18 protein-coding genes are annotated in these 21,127 nt (G+C 70.9%); 11 read left to right on the forward strand and 7 right to left on the reverse strand.

Features of this window, described 5'->3' with window-relative positions; genetic code table 11:
• Positions 1-17: 17 nt before the first annotated feature.
• The 3 genes from EV148_RS08160 (at position 18) to aqpZ (ending at position 2,123) form a co-directional block, all read left to right on the forward strand.
• The gene (locus tag EV148_RS08160; RefSeq protein WP_241988025.1) at positions 18-479 is read left to right on the forward strand and encodes a hypothetical protein; all 462 of its coding nucleotides are present in this window, start codon (positions 18-20) and stop codon (positions 477-479) included.
• A 172-nt stretch (positions 480-651) separates the two neighbouring features.
• Entirely contained in the window at positions 652-1,221 is a 570-nt protein-coding gene (locus EV148_RS08165) for a hypothetical protein (RefSeq protein ID WP_131996296.1), read from the forward strand.
• Positions 1,222-1,424: 203 nt separating this feature from the next.
• Positions 1,425-2,123, forward strand: coding sequence for an aquaporin Z (gene aqpZ / locus EV148_RS08170; protein ID WP_199222741.1), 699 nt, complete (start codon positions 1,425-1,427; stop codon positions 2,121-2,123).
• 58 nt (positions 2,124-2,181) lie between these two features.
• On the opposite strand, the gene EV148_RS08175 is transcribed toward aqpZ, so the two are convergent.
• Positions 2,182-4,581 carry a serine/threonine-protein kinase gene (locus EV148_RS08175; RefSeq protein ID WP_131996299.1) on the reverse strand — a complete coding sequence of 800 codons (2,400 nt, stop codon included), beginning with the start codon at positions 4,579-4,581 and terminating at the stop codon, positions 2,182-2,184.
• A gap of 69 nt (positions 4,582-4,650) precedes the next feature.
• On the reverse strand, positions 4,651-7,083 hold the full coding sequence (locus EV148_RS08180) for a serine/threonine-protein kinase (protein WP_158287387.1): 2,433 nt from the start codon (positions 7,081-7,083) through the stop codon (positions 4,651-4,653).
• Positions 7,084-7,203: 120 nt separating this feature from the next.
• Between EV148_RS08180 and EV148_RS08185 the strand changes: the two genes are divergently transcribed.
• Positions 7,204-8,106: a diguanylate cyclase gene (locus tag EV148_RS08185; protein ID WP_131996305.1), complete on the forward strand. Its 903-nt coding sequence runs from the start codon at positions 7,204-7,206 to the stop codon at positions 8,104-8,106.
• 127 nt (positions 8,107-8,233) lie between these two features.
• On the opposite strand, the gene EV148_RS08190 is transcribed toward EV148_RS08185, so the two are convergent.
• Positions 8,234-8,866 carry a glutathione S-transferase family protein gene (locus tag EV148_RS08190; RefSeq protein ID WP_131996308.1) on the reverse strand — a complete coding sequence of 211 codons (633 nt, stop codon included), beginning with the start codon at positions 8,864-8,866 and terminating at the stop codon, positions 8,234-8,236.
• Between the two features lie 125 nt (positions 8,867-8,991).
• Between EV148_RS08190 and aceF the strand changes: the two genes are divergently transcribed.
• Positions 8,992-10,356, forward strand: coding sequence for a dihydrolipoyllysine-residue acetyltransferase (aceF, locus tag EV148_RS08195; protein WP_241988026.1), 1,365 nt, complete (start codon positions 8,992-8,994; stop codon positions 10,354-10,356).
• Positions 10,357-10,366: 10 nt separating this feature from the next.
• Positions 10,367-12,160, forward strand: coding sequence for a dihydrolipoyl dehydrogenase (gene lpdA / locus EV148_RS08200; protein WP_131996311.1), 1,794 nt, complete (start codon positions 10,367-10,369; stop codon positions 12,158-12,160).
• A gap of 206 nt (positions 12,161-12,366) precedes the next feature.
• Here the strand turns inward: lpdA and EV148_RS08205 are convergent, their stop codons facing one another.
• From EV148_RS08205 to EV148_RS18460, 4 genes are all read right to left on the reverse strand, one after another.
• On the reverse strand, positions 12,367-12,702 hold the full coding sequence (locus EV148_RS08205) for a glutaredoxin family protein (protein WP_131996314.1): 336 nt from the start codon (positions 12,700-12,702) through the stop codon (positions 12,367-12,369).
• An 83-nt stretch (positions 12,703-12,785) separates the two neighbouring features.
• Positions 12,786-13,466: an SH3 domain-containing protein gene (locus tag EV148_RS08210; RefSeq protein WP_131996317.1), complete on the reverse strand. Its 681-nt coding sequence runs from the start codon at positions 13,464-13,466 to the stop codon at positions 12,786-12,788.
• A gap of 78 nt (positions 13,467-13,544) precedes the next feature.
• The gene (locus tag EV148_RS08215; protein ID WP_131996320.1) at positions 13,545-15,413 is read right to left on the reverse strand and encodes a choice-of-anchor B family protein; all 1,869 of its coding nucleotides are present in this window, start codon (positions 15,411-15,413) and stop codon (positions 13,545-13,547) included.
• Positions 15,414-15,446: 33 nt separating this feature from the next.
• Complete coding sequence (locus EV148_RS18460; RefSeq protein WP_158287388.1) at positions 15,447-15,794, reverse strand: antibiotic biosynthesis monooxygenase family protein; 348 nt, start codon at positions 15,792-15,794, stop codon at positions 15,447-15,449.
• Positions 15,795-15,941: 147 nt separating this feature from the next.
• On the opposite strand from EV148_RS18460, the gene EV148_RS08225 reads away from it, so the two are divergent.
• The 5 genes from EV148_RS08225 (at position 15,942) to EV148_RS08245 (ending at position 21,108) form a co-directional block, all read left to right on the forward strand.
• The gene (locus tag EV148_RS08225; RefSeq protein WP_158287389.1) at positions 15,942-16,550 is read left to right on the forward strand and encodes a hypothetical protein; all 609 of its coding nucleotides are present in this window, start codon (positions 15,942-15,944) and stop codon (positions 16,548-16,550) included.
• 4 nt (positions 16,551-16,554) lie between these two features.
• Entirely contained in the window at positions 16,555-17,433 is an 879-nt protein-coding gene (locus EV148_RS08230) for an NAD-dependent epimerase/dehydratase family protein (protein WP_131996329.1), read from the forward strand.
• Between the two features lie 37 nt (positions 17,434-17,470).
• Complete coding sequence (locus EV148_RS08235; RefSeq protein WP_131996332.1) at positions 17,471-18,220, forward strand: DUF2884 family protein; 750 nt, start codon at positions 17,471-17,473, stop codon at positions 18,218-18,220.
• Positions 18,221-18,425: 205 nt separating this feature from the next.
• Complete coding sequence (locus tag EV148_RS08240) at positions 18,426-20,570, forward strand: Ig-like domain-containing protein (protein WP_158287390.1); 2,145 nt, start codon at positions 18,426-18,428, stop codon at positions 20,568-20,570.
• Positions 20,571-20,643: 73 nt separating this feature from the next.
• Positions 20,644-21,108: an Mpo1 family 2-hydroxy fatty acid dioxygenase gene (locus EV148_RS08245; RefSeq protein WP_131996338.1), complete on the forward strand. Its 465-nt coding sequence runs from the start codon at positions 20,644-20,646 to the stop codon at positions 21,106-21,108.
• The last annotated feature ends 19 nt before the right edge of the window (positions 21,109-21,127 follow it).

Consider the following 21,127-nt stretch of genomic DNA (forward strand, 5'->3'; position numbering starts at 1 on the left):
ACACAGGAGGTTGTCCCATGAAGCACCGTACCCTTTCCGCGCTTGCCGCCGGCCTCGCGCTGGCCGTGTTCGGTTCGGTCCAGGCGCATGCGGAATCGGCGAATCTGGATTGCAAGCTCAAGTTCTCGCTGACCGGCTGGTCGCTCATCTTCAAGCACGCCGAAGGCCATGGCACCGTCATGTGCGAGAACGGCGAGTCGATGAACGTGAAGATCTCCGCCAAGGGCGGCGGTCTCACCGTCGGCAAGTCGCACATCGACAACGGCACGGGCCGTTTCACCGACGTGCACAACATCAACGACGTGCTCGGCACCTACGCGCAGGGTGACGCGAGTGCGGGTGCGGTAAAGGCGGGCACGGCGCAGGTGCTCACCAAGGGCACCGTCTCGCTCGCACTCGCCGGTTCCGGCGAAGGCGTCGAACTCGGCGTGAGCGTCGGTGGCTTCACGATCGAGCCGGCGGGCAAGATCCGCAAGTAAGGACCGGGATTCGCCGGGAGGCGGGCCGCGATCGCGGCCCGTCGCCTGCTCGTCCTGCATCGACGCAGATTGCCGCGACGGGCTCGCATTCGTCCCCGACGTCCCCCGCACGCACGCGCACTGCGCACGCGCGTATGATCGGCCGGTTGCGTCGGCTCGCGGGGAGTGAACCATGGTTCGTGTCGTACTGGCCGCGATCGTCGGCGGCCTGCTCATGTTCGTCTGGGGTGCGGTGTCGCATGTCGTCCTGCCGTTCGAACGCGACGCGCTGAGGCCACTGCCGAACGAGGCGGCCGTCATGGCCAACCTCGGCAGCAGCCTCGACCAGCCCGGCATGTACTACTTCCCGTGGCTCGATTACGCCAATGCGACGCCGCAGCAGCACGAAGCCTGGAAGCAGCGCATCGCCGGCGGGCCGTCCGGCCTCCTGATCTACCGGCCGAATGGCGGCGAAGCGATGTCGCCGCGCCAGCTCGTCACCGAATTCGTTTCCAACGTGCTCGCCGCATTGCTCGGCGCCTTGCTGCTCGTGCAGCTCGGCGGCGGCGTCGCGCGCCGCGTGCTGTCGATGGCCGCGATCGGCGTCATCGCATGGCTGTCGATCTCCGTGTCGCAATGGACGTGGTACGGCTTCCCGACCTCGTTCCTGCTCGGCGATCTCGCCGACCAATTCGGCGGTTGGCTGCTCGCCGGCATCGGCATGTCGCTGTTGATCAAGCCGCGGCGCGTGCGCAGCTTCTGAGTGGCGTCGCCTGCGGCATCGCCGCGCACGATGCGGGGCGCGCATGACGTGGCCCACCGGTCGCGCCCGGTTCCCTGGTGTAAAGAATGATGAGCTGCAACCCGGCCGCGCCGCGATCCCGTTAGGATGCGCCGGTCGGGCAGGGCAGGGCTCGCACCCTGGCGTCCGGCGTTCATTCGCGCGACTCACCACGGGAGGAAGTCATGTCGATAGGCAAGCGCGTGGCAGCCGAATTCTTCGGCACGTTCTGGCTCGTATTCGGCGGCTGCGGCAGCGCGGTGCTCGCCGCAGCCTTCCCGTCGCTCGGCATCGGTTTCACCGGCGTCGCACTCGCGTTCGGGCTGACCGTGCTGACGATGGCATACGCGGTGGGCCATGTTTCCGGCGGTCATTTCAATCCGGCCGTATCGGTAGGCCTCGCGGCCGGGGGGCGTTTCCCGTTCGGCGAACTCGTGCCGTACGTCGTCGCGCAGGTACTCGGTGCGATCGCCGCGGCCGCGGTGCTGTACTTCATCGCGAGCGGCAAGCCCGGCTTCGAGGCCGGCGGCTTCGCGAGCAACGGTTACGGCGAGCTTTCGCCCGGGCACTACCCGCTGCAGGCTGCGCTGGTTTGCGAAATCGTAATGACGTTCTTCTTCGTGTTCGTGATCATGGGTGCGACGCACGCCGCGGCGCCGAGCGGCTTCGCACCGATCGCGATCGGCTTGGCCTTGACGTTGATACATCTCGTCAGCATCCCGGTCACCAACACCTCGGTGAACCCCGCGCGTTCGACCGGCGTCGCGCTGTTCGCGAGCACGGCGGCGGTGTCGCAGCTGTGGCTGTTCTGGCTCGCGCCGCTGGTCGGCGGCGCGCTCGGCGGCTTCGCCTGGCGCGCGCTGTTCGGCGACGCTCGGCGCTGAGCGTACCCGGATCACCGCATCGCATCGCGTGATGCGGTGATCCGTAGCGAACGCGCGTTCAACCCGCCGCGGCGGCGGCGTGTTTCCTCGCGGCCCACTCGGACTTCTTGTCCGGCTTCTTCCAGGCGTCGTAGAGCGCGACGTAGCTGTCGACGACTTCCTGCGCGCGCGGATGATCCGGGCCGTAGCCGGGCGCGCTCGTGAACACGCTCCAGGCGCGATCGAGTTCGCGTTCGGCGTCGGCATAGCGACCCATCGCGGTGAGCACGGTCGCGTAGCCACGGTACATGGCGGCGCGGTACGGGTTGTCGCCGAACGCCTTCTCGGCATTGTCGGCGACGAAGCGTGCATGGCGCTCGGCTTCGGCCAGGTCGCCCGCATCGCGCAACATCAGCGACAGGTTGCCCTCGGCCATCAGCGTGCGCGGCGCCCTGTCGCCGTAGAGCTTGCGCGCGAGTTCGAGCGCGCGCAGGTAGTACGGACGTGCCTCGTCGTAACGCGTCACGGAGCGCAGCGCACTGCCGAGGTTCATGACCACGACGAGCGTGCGCGGATGCTCGACGCCGTACACCTTCTCGACGACCGGCAGCAACGGCGCCAGCAGCTCCACCGCTTGCGCCGGGTGTTCGTCTTCGTTCTCGAGCACGGCGAGACTGACCTGGGCGCCGACGGTCTTGATGTCCTCGGCGCCACGGTGCGCGCGATACGTCGCGATCAGGCGCTGCAGCCGCGGGCGCGCATCGGCGAAGCGGCCGGCGAGGAAGTCGGCGATCGCCAGCCCCTGTTCGCTCTCGAGCGTCGCCTCGTCGTCGCTGCCGAGGACCTTCTCCTGCTGTTCGATTACGCGCGCGTAGCGCGCGCGGGCGGCATCGAGCCTGCCGGCGTCGCGCTCGATCGAGGCGAGCCGGCTCTCGACCAGCAGGCGGCCACGATCGTCCGCGGGCAGGTCGGCGACGAGCGCGAACGCGGCCTCGGCGGCGTCGAGTGCGTCCCTGGAGTGCCCGGCGGCATTCAGGCCGAGCGCGCGCTGGCTCGCGATGTCCGCGCTCGCCGCGGGCGGCAGTCGCGCTTCGCGCGCGGCCGCGACCGCGGCATCGAAGTGGCTGCCGGCGAGCGCGAATTCGCCGAGCGAGGAATAGCTGCTGGCGATCGTGCGTTCGATCTCCGCGCGCACGTCCGGCTGCGCGGCGAGTTCGCGGCTGGCGCGGTCGGCGGCGGCATCCAGGATCGAGCGCAGCAGGCGGTTGTCCATGCCGCGCGCGCGGTCCGGATCGATGCCGGCGAGCATGCTGCGCACGAAGCCGGACACGCGTTCGGCCTTGGCCGCCTCCTGGCGCGCCATGGCGAGGCCGCGCAGCGCGAGCAGGGTGCCGGCAACGAGCGCCAGCGCGACCAGCATGGTCGCGCCGAGGCCGAGGCGGTGGCGTGCGACGAACTTGCGCGCGAGATACCAGCGCGTCGGCGGCAGCGCCTTGACCGGACGCTGCTCGCGGAACCGCTCGAGGTCGTCGGCGAGCGCGGCGGCGGAGTCGTAGCGTTCGGTGCGCTCGATCGCGAGCGCCTTGCGCAGGATCGCGCGCAACTCGGGTGGCAGGCGCCGCGCGGCGGCGAGCAGGGCGGACGAGTCGGGCGCGCCATCGGCATCGGCGTTGCTGTCGATCGCCGCGAGCAGGGTCTGCTGCGGCGCGCGCGTGGAATGGTGTGCGACCGAGTTGAGCGCGGACGCGTCCGCGTCGGTGAGCACTTCGTAGAGCATCACGCCGAGCGAGTAGACGTCGCTGCGCGTGTCGATGCCGCGCGCCGGCTGCAGCGCCTGCTCCGGGCTCATGTAGAGCGTCGTGCCGGCGCGGTCCGAACTGGTCGTCGATGCGGCGACGCCGCTGCCGGCGTCGGCGATGCCGCCGATGGCGATGCCGAAGTCGATGATCTTCGGCATCGGCGTGCCGTCGACGCGGCGCACGAGCACGTTGGCGGGCTTGAGGTCGCGATGGATGATGCCCTTCTGGTGCGCGTGCTGGACGCCGTGGCAGACGCGCGCGAACAGGGCCAGGCGTGCATCGCGCCCGAGCTGCTGCTCGCGGCAGAAGCGCGTGATCGGCACGCCCTCGACGACTTCCATCGCGAGGTAGGGATAGCCCTGCTCGGTAGTGCCGGCATCGAACACCTGGGCGATCGCGGGGTGCTGCATCTGCGCGAGGGCCTGGCGCTCGACGTCGAAGTAGGCGCGGGCGAGCGGGCTCGCGACCTGCTCGCGGATGAGCTTGAGGGCGACGTCGCGATGGACCGGGCGCAGCTGCTCGGCGAGGTAGACGCGGCCCATGCCGCCTTCGCCGAGCACGGAGCGGATGAGGTAGGGCCCGAGCTGCATGCCGGGCTCGAGCGCCTCGGCCGAGCCGGTCGCGGCGGTCCGGCCGATGAACTCGGTGGCGTCGTCAGCGCTGGTTTCGTCGCCGTGCATGTCCGCCCCTGTCCGGATTGCCGTGCGCGCAGTGTAGTGAGTGGCGGGCGGAATGACAGCGCCCGCTGGTCACGGCGAGGCGGCAGCGGCAGTGGCGTCGGCCGAGGCCTTGCGCCCGCGCCAGAGCGCTTCCTTGTCCGGCTTGCGCCAGGCGCCGTACAGCTCGATGCAGGTGTCGACCACGTCCTGGCTGCGCGGGTGCCGCGGGCCGTAGCCTTCGGCGTTGAAGAACACATCCCAGGCGAGCAGCAGTTCCTTCTCGGCTTCCTCGAACTTGCGCTCCCGCACCAGCACGGTCGCGAACTCGCGATGGATGATCCCACGGATCGCATTGTCGCCGAACGCCGCGGACGCGTTGCCCACGGCAGTGCGCCCGTGCGCTTCCGCGGCGGCGAGGTCGCCGGCGTCGCGCAGCAGCAGCGACAGGTTCGATTCGGCGATCACCGTGGCCGGGTTGGTCGGGCCGTACAGCCTGGCCGCGAGTGCGGCCGTGCGCTCGTAATACGGCCGCGCGTCCTCGTTGCGGCCCTGCTGGCGGATCGCGCCGCCGAGGTTGCTGATCAGGCGCATCGTCAGCGGATGGTCCTTGCCGAACACGCGCTCGACGGTAGGCAGCTGCGGCGCGAGCAGGCCCTCGGCGTCGGCGTAGCGCTTCTGTTCGAGCGCGATGATGGCGAGGCCGTTGACGGCGTCGACCGTCTTCGAGTTCTCCGCGCCGTACTGCTTCATGCGCCGCTCGAGCAGGCCTTCCAGCAGCGGCCGCGCTTCGTCCAGGTGCGCGGTGTCGATGTCGATCGAGGCGAGGTCGTCGCTCGTCACGAGCACGTCTTCGTCCTCGTCGCCGAACAGGCGTCGTTGCGCGGCAAGCACGCGCTGCAGGCGCGCGCGGGCCTCCTCGGGCCTGCCGGCCATGCCTTCGATCGCGCCGAGCGAGCTCTCGATGGCGAGGCGGTCGCGATCGTCGGCGGGCAGGTCCGCGACTTCGGCGAACGCCTGCCGCGCGAGCGCGAGTGCATTCGCCGCAGGCGCGTGGTTGAACAGGTTCGTCGCCGCGCGTGCGCGCGTGCGCGCCTGCGCGGCCGCGGGCAGTCCCGCCTGCTTGCCGGCGGCGAGCGCGGCGTCGTAGTGGCGCTGGGCGACCGCGTAGTCGCCGAGCGAGGAGTAGCTGTCGGCGATGGTCCGCTCGATCGACGCGCGCACCGCCGGCTGGTCGGCGAGCTCGCGCCCGGCGCGTTCGGCCGCGGAGTCGAGCACGAGGTGCATGAGGCTGCGATCCATGCCCTTGGCGCGGTTCGGGTCGATGCCGGCGAGCATGCCGCGGGTGAACGCGGCGACGCGATCGGCCTTGGCCGCCTCGATTTCCGCGATCGCGGCGGAGCGGCGCGCGCGGGCGAGGCCATCGAGCGCGAGTGCGATGCCGGCGACGAGCGACAGGGCGATGAGGGCGCTCACCGCGAGGCCGAGCCGGTGGCGCGCGACGAACGTGCGCGCGAGATACCAGCGGGTCGGCTCGACCGCCTTGAGCGGCCGCCGCTCGCGGTAGCGCTCGAGGTCGTCGGCGAGGGCGGCGGCGGAGTCGTAACGATCGGCACGGTCGGTCGCGAGCGCCTTGCGCAGGATCGCGCGCAGGCCGCCGGGCAGGTGCCGCGCCGAGGCGAGCAGCGCGCCGGAGGCGTTCGCCGCGTCGGCAACCGCGGTGTCGCTGTCGATCGCCGCGAGCAGGGTTTCGTGCAGGCGGCGCGTCGAGTGGTGGGCGATCGGCGTGACCGCCGCGGCATCCGCATCGGTGAGTACTTCGTAGAGCATCACGCCGAGCGAGTAGACGTCGCTGCGCGTGTCGATGCCGTGCGGCTGGGCCTGCTCGGGGCTCATGTACAGGCTCGTGCCGGCGCGCTCGGCGACCGTCGCGCTCGCGGCGACGCCGCTGCCGGCGTCGGCGATGCCGCCGATGGCGATGCCGAAGTCGATGATCTTCGGCATCGGCGTGCCGTCGACGCGGCGCACGAGCACGTTGGCGGGCTTGAGGTCGCGATGGATGATGCCCTTCTGGTGCGCGTGCTGGACGCCGTGGCAGACGCGCGCGAACAGGGCCAGGCGTGCATCGCGCCCGAGCTGCTGCTCGCGGCAGAAGCGCGTGATCGGCACGCCCTCGACGACTTCCATCGCGAGATAGGGATAGCCCTGCTCGGTAGTGCCGGCATCGAACACCTGGGCGATCGCGGGGTGCTGCATCTGCGCGAGGGCCTGGCGCTCGACGTCGAAGTAGGCGCGGGCGAGCGGGCTCGCGACCTGCTCGCGGATGAGCTTGAGGGCGACGTCGCGATGGACCGGGCGCAGCTGCTCGGCGAGGTAGACGCGGCCCATGCCGCCTTCGCCGAGCACGGAGCGGATGAGGTAGGGCCCGAGCTGCATGCCGGGCTCGAGCGCCTCGGCCGAGCCGGTCGCGGCGGTCCGGCCGATGAACTCGGTGGCGTCGTCAGCGCTGGTTTCGTCGCCGTGCATGTCCGCCCCTGTCCGGATCGCCGTGCGCCAGTGTAGTGAGCGCCGGGCCGATTGCCAGCGCCACGGCGCCGGCGAGTCGCGTAAACTCGGCATCGGCGACGGCGCCTGCAGCGGACCCGCATGACTTCCCGCCACAACGATTCCAGCACCACCCAGCGGCGCACGATCCGGCCCGCACGCGGCTTCGAGGCGCGCAGCGGTTCCGCCGCCTGCCTCGTCGTGCTGCAGGGACAGCGCCTCGGCCAGCGCATCGACGTCGGCGAGCAGGTCGTCACGCTCGGCCGCGCGCCCGAATGCGATTTCCAGATCATGGAGCGCAGCGTGTCGCGCCAGCACGCGCGCATCTGGAAGGAGCCGAACGGCTACCGCATCAAGGATCTCGACTCGACCAACAAGACTCTGCTCAACGACCAGCCGATCATCGAGGCCGAGCTCAAGGACGGCGACCACATCTCGATCGGCAGCTGCGTGCTGAAGTTCATGGAGCGCTCGTCGGTCGAGGCGCGTTACCACGACGAGATCTACCAGCTCGCGACGATGGACCCGCTGACCGGGCTGTACAACCGCCGGCATTTCCTCGAGCTGCTCGAACGCGAACTCGCGCGCAGCGCGAGCCATCGCCGCGCGCTGTCGCTGCTGATCATCGATCTCGACCATTTCAAGTCGATCAACGACCGCTACGGGCATCCGGCCGGCGACGTCGTGCTCAAGCAGGTCGCCGTGGCGCTTCAGGCGCTCGCCCATGGCGAGATCCTCGTCGCGCGCATCGGCGGCGAGGAATTCGCCGCGATGCTGCCCGAGCAGGGCGTCGCCGATGCGGGCGCGTTCGCGCAGCGGCTGTGCGATTCGATCGCCGCGCTCGACCTCGGAGAGCAGGCCGGCGTGCGCAACGTGACCGTGAGCATCGGCGTCGCCGGCTGGAACGCGGACGCGGCGACCGTCGCCGACCTGTTGCGCGCCGCCGATGCCGAGCTCTATCGCGCCAAGCAGGGCGGTCGCAACCGCGTCTGCATCGCGGCGTAGGGCGGTACGGAGCGCGCGGTGCGCTGCGGTCGGCGCGGTGCGTCCGACCGCGAGTGCCGCCGCCTTGCGGCACGCACGGACGGCGGCACGCGCTTCGCGCGTACCGCCCTACGGGATCGCCCGGCGATCAGGCCCATTCGGTCAGGCCTTCGACGTCGTACAGCCGCTTCCAGCTCGGCCGCGCCTTCACGCGCTGCGCGAGCGCGGCGACGTGTGGCCAGCCCGTCGCGGGCTTGGGCATGTTGCGCGACCAGCGCATGAGCATCGTCGCGTAGAGGTCGACGATGCCGAACGCGTCGCCGAGGATATACGGGCCGTTCGCGGCGAGATGCGCCTCGAGGCGGTCCCAGGTCGCCTCGATGCGGCGGCGCGCGGCTTCCTTCGATTCCTTCTCGTGTTCGGCCGGGGCGAAGTCCTGCGGATAGAACCATTGGCGGTAGGCCGGCTGCAGCGTGTTGGCGAAGTGCACCATCCACTGCAGGTAGCTTGCGCGCCGGGCGTCGCCGGGCAGCGGCGCGAGCGCGGCTTCGGGGTGCCGTTCGGCGAGCAGCAGGAGCAGCGCCGCGCATTCGTACACGGGCGCGCCGTCGACGATCAGCGTCGGCACGGTGCCGTTCGGATTGAGGCGCAGGTATTCGGCGCTCTTGTGCGCCTTCGCATCGAGATCGAGCGCGCGCAGCTCGTGCGGCGCACCGATCTCGAGCAAGGCCTGGTGCACGGCCATGCTGGCGGTGCCGGGGGAGTAGTAGAGGATGTACATGCGTGTCTCCGGTCGGCGCGAGGGCCGGCGGATTCTACCTGCGCGCGCGCCGGCAACCGGTGCGCATGACGGCGGCCCTCGAAATCGGCGAAACTTGCCCTCCTGCCTCACGATCCGGAGCAAGCATGGCCGTCCAGGAAGCGAAGGTGCCGGACATCGGCAACTACACCAACGTCCCCGTCATCGAAGTGCTGGTGAAGGTCGGCGACACGGTGACGCGCGACCAGGGCCTGGTCACGCTGGAGTCGGACAAGGCGACGATGGAAGTGCCGGCGCCATTCGATGGCGTCGTGCGCGAGATCAAGGTGAAGGTCGGCGACGAGATCTCCGAAGGCACGGTCGTCGCGCTCCTCGAAGCGGCCGATGCGGGTGCGGCGAAGCCGGCTGCCGCGCAAGCGCCGAAGACCGCGGATGCCCCCAAGGCGGCACCTGCTGCGGCGGCGCCGGCACCCGCGGCCGCGAAGAGCGAACCGGCGACGCAGGCACCGACCGCCGTGGCGGCGCCTGCGGGCGATACGGGCTCGCCGCGTACGCCGCCGGTCCCGTTCGACGCGAGTGCGGTGATGCCGGACCAGGTCCCGTATGCGAGCCCGGCCGTGCGCCAGTTCGCGCGCGAACTCGGCGTCGACCTCGCGCACGTCAAGGGCAGCGAGCGCAAGGGCCGCATATCGAAGGAAGACGTGCAGAACTACGTCAAGGCGGCGCTCGCCGGCAGCGCGCCGCGCGCGGCGGCGGGCGGTGGCGGCGGCGGACTCAACCTGCTGCCGTGGCCGCAGGTGGACTTCGCCAAGTTCGGCGAGATCGAGACGAAGGCGCTGTCGAAGATCAAGAAGATCTCGGGCGCCAACCTCGCGCGCAACTGGGCGATGATCCCGCACGTCACGCAGCATGACGAAGCGGACGTGACCGAGCTCGAGGCGCTGCGCGTGCAGCTCAACAAGGAGAACGAGAAGGCAGGCATCAAGCTGACCATGCTCGCGTTCCTGATCAAGGCGGTGGTCGCCGCGCTGAAGAAGTACCCCGACTTCAACGCGTCGCTCGACGCGGGCGGCGAGAACCTCGTGCTGAAGAAATACTTCCACATCGGTTTCGCCGCGGATACGCCGAACGGCCTCGTCGTGCCGGTGCTGAAGGATGCCGACCGGAAAGGCGTGATCGAGATCGCGCAGGAAACCGGCGAGCTCGCGAAGAAGGCGCGCGACGGCAAGCTCGGCCCGGCCGACATGTCGGGCGGCTGCTTCTCGATCTCCTCGCTCGGCGGCATCGGCGGCACTGCGTTCACGCCGATCGTCAATGCGCCGGAAGTGGCGATCCTCGGCGTGTCGAAGACGTCGATCAAGCCGCACTGGGACGGCAATGCGTTCGTGCCGCGCCTGATGCTGCCGCTCTCGCTCAGCTACGACCACCGCGTCATCGACGGCGCGTCCGCGGCGCGTTTCACGACCTATCTCGGCCAGGTGCTCGCCGACATGCGGCGCGTGCTGCTCTGAGGCCGACGACATGACCACCACGATCGAAGTCAAAGTCCCCGACATCGGCAATTTCAGCGGCGTGCCGGTCATCGAGATCCTGGTCAAGCCGGGCGACACCGTCGCCAAGGACCAGGGCCTCGTCACGCTCGAATCGGACAAGGCGACGATGGAGGTGCCCTCGAGCGTCGCCGGCGTCGTCAAGGAAGTGCGCGTCAAGCTCAACGACGAGGTCGCCGAGGGCACGGTGGTCGCCGTGATCGAGGCCACCGATGCCGCCGCCCCGATGGCGGCGGCGCCCGCGCCCGCGGCACCGGCCGCCGCAGCGCCCGCATCCGCGCCCGCAAGTATGCCGGCGCCTGCATCGTCCGCGCCGGCGCCGAAGGCCGCCTCCGCGAGTGGCCGCAAGGCCGACGTCGAATGCCAGGTCGTCGTGCTCGGTTCCGGTCCGGGCGGCTATACGGCCGCGTTCCGCGCCGCCGACCTTGGGCAGGACACCGTGCTCGTCGAGCGCTACGCGGCGCTCGGCGGCGTCTGCCTCAATGTCGGCTGCATCCCGTCGAAGGCGCTGCTGCATGCGGCGCGCGTGATCGACGAGGCCGCGCACGCGGTCGACTACGGCATCGCGTTCGGCGAGCCCAGGCTCGATCTCGACAAGCTGCGCGCGTACAAGGACAAGGTCGTCGCGCAGATGGTCAAGGGCCTCGACGGCATGTCGAAGCAGCGCAAGGTGCGTGTCGTCGAAGGCACGGGCATGTTCGTGTCGCCGAACGAGATCGAAGTCGCGACGAAGGACGGCACGAAGCTCGTGCGCTTCGAGAAGGCGATCATCGCCGCGGGTTCGCAGGCGGTGAAATTGCCGGGCTTCCCGTGGGACGACCCGCGCATGATGGATTCGACCGACGCACTGCTGCTCGCCGACGTGCCGAAGAAGCTGCTCGTCGTCGGCGGCGGCATCATCGGCCTCGAGATGGCCTGCGTGTACGACGCGCTCGGCAGCGAGGTCACCGTGGTCGAGCTCATGGACCAGCTCATGCCGGGCGCCGATCCGGACCTCGTGCGGCCGCTGCAGCAGCGGCTGTCCAAACGCTACGCCGGCGTGCACCTCGAGGTGAAGGTCGCGAAGATCGAAGCCGAGAAGAAGGGGCTCAAGGCGACGTTCGAGGGCGAGAAGGCGCCCGAGCCGCAGCTCTACGATCGCGTGCTCGTCGCGATCGGCCGTTCGCCGAACGGCGCGAAGATCGGCGCGGAGAAGGCCGGCGTCGTGGTCACCGAGCGCGGCTTCATCCCGGTCGACCGCCAGATGCGCACGAACGTGCCGCACATCTTCGCGATCGGCGACCTCGTCGGCCAGCCGATGCTCGCGCACAAGGCGACTCACGAAGGCAAGGTCGCGGCCGAAGTCGCCGCGGGCGAGAAGAGCGAATTCGTCGCGCGCGTGATCCCGTCGGTCGCCTACACCGATCCCGAGATCGCCTGGGTCGGCCTCACCGAAGCCGAGGCGAAGAAGCAGGGCATCAAGGTCGGCGTCGGCAAGTTCCCGCACGCGGCGTCCGGTCGCGCGGTCGGCATCGGTCGCACCGAGGGCTTCACCAAGCTGCTGTTCGACGAGGCGACGCATCGCGTCGTCGGCGGCGGCATCGTCGCGCCGAACGCGGGCGACCTCATCGCCGAGATCGCGCTGGCGATCGAGATGGGCTGCGAAGCCGCCGACATCGGCCTCACCGTCCACCCGCACCCGACCCTGTCGGAGTCGGTCGGCATGGCGGCCGAGGTCTACGAAGGGACGATCACGGACCTGTATTTGCCGAAGAAGAAGGGCTGAGGCCGGGGGCCTGGAGCCGAAGGCTGCGCCCACCCCATTCGTTCGCCCTGAGCGCAGGCCGCAGGCGGAGCCGAGGGGCCGTCCCCGGTGGCGTCACCGTCGGGCGCTTCGACTTCACCCGCTTCGCGGGCCGCGCTCAGCGCGAACGGAGTTGCGGGGTGTGCCCGCCGGCGAAGGCGGTTGCTGCCACGAGCGCGCGCCGAGGGTCAGCTCCGCTTGCCCGCGTACTTCGCGAGTTCCGCGCCGATCTTCGCTTCGTCGAAGCCGTTGATCTTCGCCTCGCCGATCACGATGAGGGGCGTGCCGACGCCGCCCGCGGCCTTCCATTCCGCGGCGGCGGAGGCGGACTTCTCGATGTCGCGCTCTTCCCATTGCACGTCGTGCTCGGTGAACCAGGTGCGCGCCTTCGCGCAATAGCCGCAGGTCGCGGTCGCGTACATCGTCACCTTCGGCGCATGGATGTCGCTGAGCGCCGGCTGCGCTCCGGCGACGGACATGGTGCCGACGACGAGCGCCAGCGCGAGCAGGGTTCTCCGCAACATCGCACTCCCTCCTGAAAGGCGGCGCCGGGCGGCGCCGCTGCGTCACACAGAGAGCGGGCGACGTGGGCGATAGTTCCCGCGACTCAGCTCTTCTTGTCCTTGTCCTTGTCCTTGCCGCGATCGCCGTCGCGTGGCGCGGGACGCACGGCGGGTCGTGCGGGTGCGGGCGCCGGACGCGCGGGTGTCGGCGGGTGCGGCGCGGCCGGCGGGCGCGACTGCTGGACCGGCGGCCGCGGCTGCACGGGTGGTCGCGTTGCGGGCGGCCGCATGACGGGTGGACGCGGCTTCGGCTGCGCGACCGGCGGCTTCGGTCGCGATGGCGGTCGATGCTGGATCGGCGGACGCGGCCGGTGCGGGGGTCGGTACACCGGCCGCCAGTGGCTCCAGCGATCGCGCTGCCGGTACCACGGCCGCGTGCTGTAGTAGCTGTCCCAATAGCTGCCGAACGTGAACGTGATGATCGGGATGCCGATGCGCAGGCCGTAGTCCGGCAGGTAGACGCGACGACCCTCGTACTCGAAGTCGAGGTAGTCGCCGGCGACCCAGCCGCGGTCGCCATAGGCGATCACGTCGCACCAGAGGAAGTCCTCGATGCAGCCCTGCACGGCGAGCGGCGTGCCCGGTGCGAGCGTGCGGATGCGCGGGTAGCCGCTGTCCGGCCCGGCGCGCAGGCTGAGGCGCGTGGTCGTGTATGCATCGGCGGCAAACGCGGGCATGGCGCCGAGGCCGAGCAGCGCGAAGACGAAGGCGAACAGGCGTTTCATGCGCGGACCTCCATGGCGGCGGGACACGCCGGCCACGATGCGCCGCTTCGGCGCCGCCCGCAAGCGGCGCCGCGGTGCTCAGTGCGCGGCCACGTCGAAGCCGTTGGCGAAGATCGTGTCGCCGCCGATCGTGCACGTCCCGGGTACCTGCGCGTGGGTGAGCGCGATGTCGTCGACGAACCAGCCCTCGCCGGTCTGCGCGGTGTCGGTGCGATAGAGCCAGCGCAGCTTCACGTTCATGCCCGCATACGCGCCGAGGTCCACCTGGTGCTGCGTGAAGCCGAACTGCCCCCTGCCCGTGAACGCCCCCGAGCCGGTCGCGATGCCGCACAGATTTCCGCCATCGGTGATCGTGCCGGGATAGCCGCCGATCGGTGTCAGGCGGCTCCAGATCGTGCCGCCGTCGGTCGAGATCTCGACCACGCCGCCGTCCCAGCCCTGCTCGATGTCCCACGCCGTCCAGAACGACAACTGCGGCGAGGTGCCGCCGGTGAGATCGAGCGGCGGCGTCACGAGCGTGACGCAGAGGTTGTTCGCCGCAGTCGACCAGAAACTCTGCAACCCGCCGTGCGTGCGCGCGGTGGACATGTGCCAGCCGGCATGTTCGATCTGGTCCGGCGCGCGGCTCGGCGTGCCGACGCCCTGGGCTTCGAACAACGGGTCGCCGGGTTCGGCGCCCGACGCGAACGTGCCGTCGTGATTCGGCCCGGTCGGCGTCGCCGCGAGGCGGACGAGATTGCCTTCCTCGCTGCCATTGGCGGTGTCGCTCGCGCGCACGACGTAGTACTGCGGCGACCCGCCGGCGACCGCATCGTCGGCCCAGGCGAGCGCGCCGATGCCGGTGGCGATGCGATGCGCGAGGTCGGGGACGAAATCGGCCTGGTCGGAACGGTAGACCGAGTACGCGGCAGGCCCGCCACACGCCGGCTGCGCGCCGGCCCAGGCGAGGTCGACGCGGCATTGCGCGGTGCCCGCGTTGGACGCGGTCGCGATGCCCGCGAACAGTGGCGGCGCGGTGCAGCTGCCGCTCGTCTGCGCTTCCACGCAGGTCGATGCCGGCGCGGCGCAGCCCCCGCTCGCGTCGGTCGCGACGACGCGGTAGCCGTAGGTGACGTCGCCCGAGGCGTCGGTGTCGGACCAGCTGCTCGCCGCGATCTGGTCGGCGATCGTCTCGAAGCGCCCGCCGCAGCCGCCCTGCGCGCGCTCGACGCGGTAGGTCGCGTCCGGCGCCGAACCACTCCAGGCGAGGTCGATGCGGTGGTCGCCGTTCGGCGTGGCGGCGAGCGCGGGCGTCGCCGGCGCGGTGCACAGGTGCGGCTCGAGCACGAAGAAGCCTTCGTCGATGCCGGTCGCGATGACGCGGCCGCTGCCAGGGAAGCGGTAGTTGTTCCAGCTGCCGTTGAACTGCGGGTGGTCGCTCGCCGGGTACGTGTCGAAGTAGGCCACCTCGGTGAGCTGGGCGGCGGACAGGTTGTCCATGCGCAGGATGCGCACGCCGGCTTCGTAATTCGACTGGTAAACGTACTGGCCGTGCACGTACTGGTTGTGGTCGATCACGCCGAGCGCGCTGTCGTGGTGGCCGACGAGCACCGGCGCGTCGAGGTCGGACACGTCGAAGACGTAGGTGCGTGCGGCGTGGCCGAAGTTGCTTTCGTCGAGCTCGTCATCCACGAGCAGGTAACGATGGTCGTCGGTGAGCCAGCCTTGGTGCGGGTAGGCGGCGCCGTCGTAGGTGAACGACGACAGCGTCACCGGCGCCCCCTTGTCGGTCACGTCGACGATCGCGACCTTGTGCGTCGGGCCGTTCGAATCGACGCAGATCTCCCTGCCGACGTGCGCCGTGTCGGGGCCCGCGTACACCCAGCATTGCGATTCGTGCGTGTAGCCCGCGTCGCCGACGCAGCCGGCGAAGACCGGCGCGTCCCGACCGGTCCGCGACCGGCGCAAGCGGCCGAGTCTAGCAGGCGCCGCGGCAGCCGTTCAGCGCGACCCGCGGCCGGCGCCCCGCTCGGGCGCCGCCGGCGTCCCGGTATCGACCACGTCGTAGTGGCGCACGAGCGGCTCCATCTCGAGCAGGTAGTCCTCGTCCTCGGGATAGTAGACCGAGCGCTCGGGGTTCTCGCCGGCGAACGCGCGTACCGCGTCCATCGAGTCCCACAGCGAGATCAGCACGATTTCGCTGTGCTCGCCCTGCAGCCGCCGCAGCACGCTGATGCCGCGGTTGCCCGGCGTGGCGGCGACGTCCTTGAGCAGCGTCTCGCGCAGATGGGCGATATAGGCGTCGGCCCGTTCGGCCAGCGTGATGCCCCGCCAGATGCGCGCGATCATGTGCCGCCTCCGATGACGTCGCCGCCATCTTCGCATGGTCCGGCTGGTTTTTCGCGCCGGCCCCGGCCGTTCGGTGCTAGCGACGCCGGCGGCAACTGCGGCCATAATGCGGCAGGCCCGCGTTGCGGGCGCTGTGGGAGGATCGGGATGGAATGGCTCGGCTGGTTGGTGGCAGTGCTCGCGGCCGGCGTGGCGGCGTGGCTGATGCGCGCCCTGCGCGCCGAGCGCGGGCGCAGCCATGAGCTCCTCTACGAGAAGATCGACCTCGAGAACGAACTCGACGCCGCGCGCAACGGGCCGTCGGAGAGCGCCGCGCAGGCCGCCGCGCACGACGCGCTCGTCGCGGTCGCCAATCGCCTCGACGCACCGCTCGGCTCCGCCCGCGCGCACCTGGAGGACCTCGACGCGCAGATCGCCGACTACCGCGAGCGCGTGCGCCAGTTCGACGCGGCCGTGCAGTACTGCCTGCAGCCGGTCGAGATGATCTTCGGCGCCGACAAGGCAACGCTCGACCAGCTCATGAGCCACGTCGAAGGCGCGCGGCGCAAGTTGTTCGAAGCGCGCGCCGCGCTGCAGAAGAGCCCGCTGCACCTCGCCAAGGGGCCGCTCGACGGCGGCCTCGGCGAGATCGACGTGCTCGCCGACTACGCGCGCGCGCTGCGCATCGCGCCCGCGGATGCCGCGCCCGCGGCGCCGCCAGTGCCGCCCGCCGCCACCGCGATCGCGGCCGACGAGCCGACGCTCGCGTCGTCCTGAGCCGATGGCGGTCGCGCTGGTGCTCGGCGCGAGTGGCGCGATCGGGCGTTTCCTGTTGCCGCGACTGGTCGCCGCAGGCGACGACGTCCTCGCCCTGAGCCGCGTCGCGCGCGGCTCGTCGTCGCCACGGCTGCACTGGCTGCACGGCGACCTCGAGCAGTCCCTGCCCGCGTTGCCCGCGCTCGACGTGCTCTACAGCTGCGGTCCGCTCGACGCGTTCGCGCGCTGGTACGCGCGCGCGCCGGTGCGCGCCGCGCGGGTGGTCGCGATCGGTTCGATGAGCATCGACAGCAAGCAGGCGTCCGCCGACCCGCACGAGCGCGACCTCGCCACGCGCCTGCACGAGGCGGAAGGGACGCTCGCCGCCACGGCGCGCGCCCGCGGCGCCGCGTGCACGGTGCTGCGGCCGACCCTCGTCTACGGTGCCGGCGTCGATCGCAGCCTGACCCCATTGGTCCGGCGCGCGCAGCGCTGGCGCGTGTTCCCGCGCGTGGCGGGGGCGCGCGGCCTGCGCCAGCCGGTCCACGCGGACGACCTCGCCGCCGCCTGCGTGGCCGTCGCCTCGCGCCCGCGGTGCGCCGATCGCACCTATGCACTCGGCGGCGGCGAACGCTTGCCGTTCGCGACCATGCTCGAGCGCGTTCGCACGTCGCTGCCGTTCCGCACCGTGCCGGTGCCCATGCCGCTCCCCCTGCTGCGTGCGACGATCGCGCTGGCGCGCGTCGCCGGCAGCGCCCGCCTGTCGCCCGCGCTCGTCGATCGCCTCGGCAGCGACCTCGTCGCCGACGATGGCCCGGCGCGCGCCGATTTCGGCTACGCGCCGCGGCCGTTCCGACCCGACGCGGCCTGCTGGCACGACGTCGTGCCGTTCAGCGGCGATTGAGGCCATGCGGGCCATCACTGCGCCCCGGAGGTTACCGATGAAACGATTCGCATCGCTGCTGCTCGCCGCCTGCGCGTCCCTCGCCCACGCAGGCAGCCTCCAGGACACCTGCGCCGCGAGCAGCGCCTACGACCTCGTCGTCGGTGCCGATGCGCTCGTGTTCGAACGCGCGGCGCCGGCACCGCGGCGGATCGAATGGCGCGACGGCCGCCTGCGCGTCGACGGTGCGGTGGTGCGCCTCAACACCGAGGACACGGACCGGCTCGCGCTGTTCGCGCGCGAACTGCGTGCGCTGGTGCCGAAGGCGAAGGCGATCGCGCTGCGCGGGCTCGACCTCGCCACCGGCGTCGTGCGCGACGAGACGCGTCGCCTCGTCACCTCGGCCGACGCGCGTGCGGAACTCGACCGGCGCATCGGCGAGCATGCAGCCGCACTGCGCCGCCGCATCGCGCTCAGCACGAGCACGCGCGACTGGCAGGCCGATGCCTTCGAGCGCGACGTCGCCGCGTGGTCGGCCGACCTCGTGCCCTTGCTCGCGGCCGACGTCGGTCGTGGCGCGGTCACCGCGGCACTCGATGGCGACCTCGACGAGGCGGTCCGGCTGCAGGTGCGCGCGAGCGAACTCGGCAACAACCTGCAGACGAAGATCGAGCGGCGCCTGCGCGACCTGCGCCCGCAGGTCGAGACGCTGTGCCCGGCGATCCGCCGCCTGCACGAGCTGCAGGACGGCGTGCGCGACGGCGACGGCCGCCCGCTCGACCTGCTCGACGTCGGCGGCGCGCGCTGAGCCGCGCGCGCTTCGTCGCTACGCAGCGGTATGCATGCGCGCGGCGCGTGCCGTCGCGCATGCGCTTGCTGCAACGCAGCGGGTCGGATGCGCGGTTTTCTCGCCGCAGTGCAGCGTTGCCAACGCTCGTTTGAACGACCTAAGATGCGGTGCGCTTCACGCACGACTCACGCAATCCAGGACGCCAGCCAGAAGGGGCATGCCCATGCAGGTTCGATCGATCACGACCGCGGCCGTCGCCGCGGCGTTGTTTGGCAGTTTGGCGGCGCACGACGCGCGGGCCTACGACTACACCGCGCCCGTGGTCTTCCACGCCACCGCGAACTTCGACCCTGCGCACAGCGTCATCCCGTTCCCGAACAACTTGCTGTTCCTCGGCACCACCGACCTCACCCTCAACATTCCGGTCGCCGATGCGAACGACTACGGCGACCCGAAGGTCGCGATGAACGCGCTCGACGGCTTCGGCACGACCACGCCCTGGTCGACCACGTTCAGCGCGCCGATCGATCCGGCTTCGCTCGCCGGCAACGTGCGCATGTTCGAGGTCACGCTGAGCGGGCCGGGCGGCGCCGTCACCGGCGTGGTGCGCGAACTCGCCTCGCCGGGTGAATTCGTCGCCGCGCTGTCGCCGTCCGATGCGAGCCACAAGACGCTCGCGATCGTGCCGACCGCGCCGCTCAAGCAGCGCACCTCCTACATGGCCGTGCTCACCAACGGCATCAAGGACGCTGCCGGCAACGAGATCCGCGGCACGCTGACCTACCTGCTCTCGACCAGCCCGCGCGCGCTCTGCGCGGGTGGCCATTCGACCAACCCCGCGCTCTCCGACGCGCAGGCCTGCCAGCTCGAACCGCTGCGCCAGCTCAACAGCTCGCAGGCCGCCGCGGCGGCCGCGGCGGGCGTGCCGGCCGGCCAGATCGCGCTGTCGTGGGTCGCGACGACGCAGAGCATCACGCCGACGATGCAGGCGCTCACCGCGATCACGCAGGCTTCGCCGCCGGCGGCGACGCATGTCGCGCCGACCGGCAAGACGCTCGCCGACCTCGGCCTCGGCCTGCCGCCGGTCGCCGACATCTATATCGGCACGATCAGCCTGCCGTACTACCTGTCCGCGCCGAGCGCGTCGAACCCGACCGCGCCGTTGACCGGCTTCTGGCATGCGAATGCGGGTGCGTACATCGAACAGTGCGCCGGTTTCGGCCTCGATCCGACCTCGACCAACCTCACCGCGTGCAACCCGGTGCCGGCGGCGACGACGACCGAGACCGTGCCGCTGCTGATGACCTACCCGAACGCGCATTCCGGCCGCACGATGCCGGCGGGCGGCTGGCCGCTGGTGATCTTCCAGCACGGCGTCACGCGCAACCGCACCGACATGTTCGCGGTCGCCGGCACGCTCGCCGCGCAGGGCTTCGCGGTCGTCGCGATCGACCTGCCGCTGCACGGCCTGACCAGCACGAGCAATCCGTTCTACGTCGGCAACACGCCGTTCGGCGCGATCGCGCACGAGCGCACGTTCGACCTCGACCTGTCCAACAACGCGACCGGTGCGCCGGGCCCGGACGGCGCGATCGACCCGTCGGGCAGCTACATGATCAACCTGACGAGCCTGCTCACCTCGCGCGACAACCTGCGCCAGGGCGAAGCCGACCTGCTCCAGCTCGCGCACGCGGCATCGACGTTCCCGAATGTCGACGCGAGCCGCGTGAGCTTCGTCGGCCAGTCGCTCGGCAGCATCGTCGGCACCGTGTTCCTCGCCAACGATCCGACCGTCAACGTCGGCCTGCTGAGCGTGCCGGGCGGCGGCATCGCGCGCTTCCTCGAAGCATCGCCGTCGTTCGGCCCGCGCATCCGTGCCGGGCTTGCCGCGGCCGGCCTGCAGCCGGGCACGCCCGACTACGACGCGTACTTCGTCGCGACACAGACGGTGATCGAGTCGGGTGATCCGATCAACTTCGCCGGCAACGGCACGCTGCTCGACCTGAGCCGCGTCGACGACGAAGGCAACAGCCTGCCGCGCAAGCGCCTGCTCGTGCACGAGGTCGTCGGTGGCGGCGACGTGCTGCCCGACCAGGTCATCCCGAACAGCGTGCCGGGTGCGCCGCTGTCGGGCACCGAGCCGCTGATCCGCGCGCTCGGCCTCGCGCCGATCGTCGGCACGGTGCAGGACGCCGACGGCATCCGGGGCGCGACGCGCTTCCTGCAGGGCGAACACGGTTCGCTGCTCGATCCGACCGACTTCCCGGCCGCGACGGTCGAGATGCAGGGCGAGATGGCGAGCCTGCTCGTCACCGGCGGTGCCGCGGTGCAGGTCGCCAATCCGTCGGTGATCGCGACCTCGCCGTGAGGCGTCGCGTGACCCGGTGAATCATGCAAGGGCGCGCTGCAAGGCGCGCCCTTCTGCTTTTTTTGGAGGCCGCATGCGCAGCGTCAACGACTGGTTCGGCAGTTACAGCGCGGACCACCAGAACCCGACCAACCGGCTCATCCACTGGATCTGCGTGCCGGCGATCCTGTGGGCGGTGATCGCGTTGCTGTGGCTGCTGCCGGTGCCGGCCTCGATCGGTCGCGCCGGCCTCTGGTGCGCCCTGGTCATGGTCGGCGCGCTGACGTTCTACTGGCGGCTGTCGCGACCGCTCGGCGCGGCGATGTTCGTCGTGTTCGTGCTGCTCGCGCTGCTCACCGAGTGGCTGTACCGCTCGTTCGGCGCGCGCCAGCTGCTGTGGCTCGCGATCGGCGTGTTCGTCGTCGCCTGGATCGGCCAGTTCATCGGCCACCTCATCGAAGGTCGGCGACCGTCGTTCTTCACCGATCTCGCCTACCTGCTGATCGGGCCCGCGTGGTTGACCGGCAAGGTCATGCGGCGCGTCGGCATCGCGTATTGAACGACGGCCACGGCGTGCG

Origin of the sequence: Dokdonella fugitiva (genome assembly GCF_004342425.1) — a bacterium.
Taxonomy (GTDB): domain Bacteria; phylum Pseudomonadota; class Gammaproteobacteria; order Xanthomonadales; family Rhodanobacteraceae; genus Dokdonella_A; species Dokdonella_A fugitiva.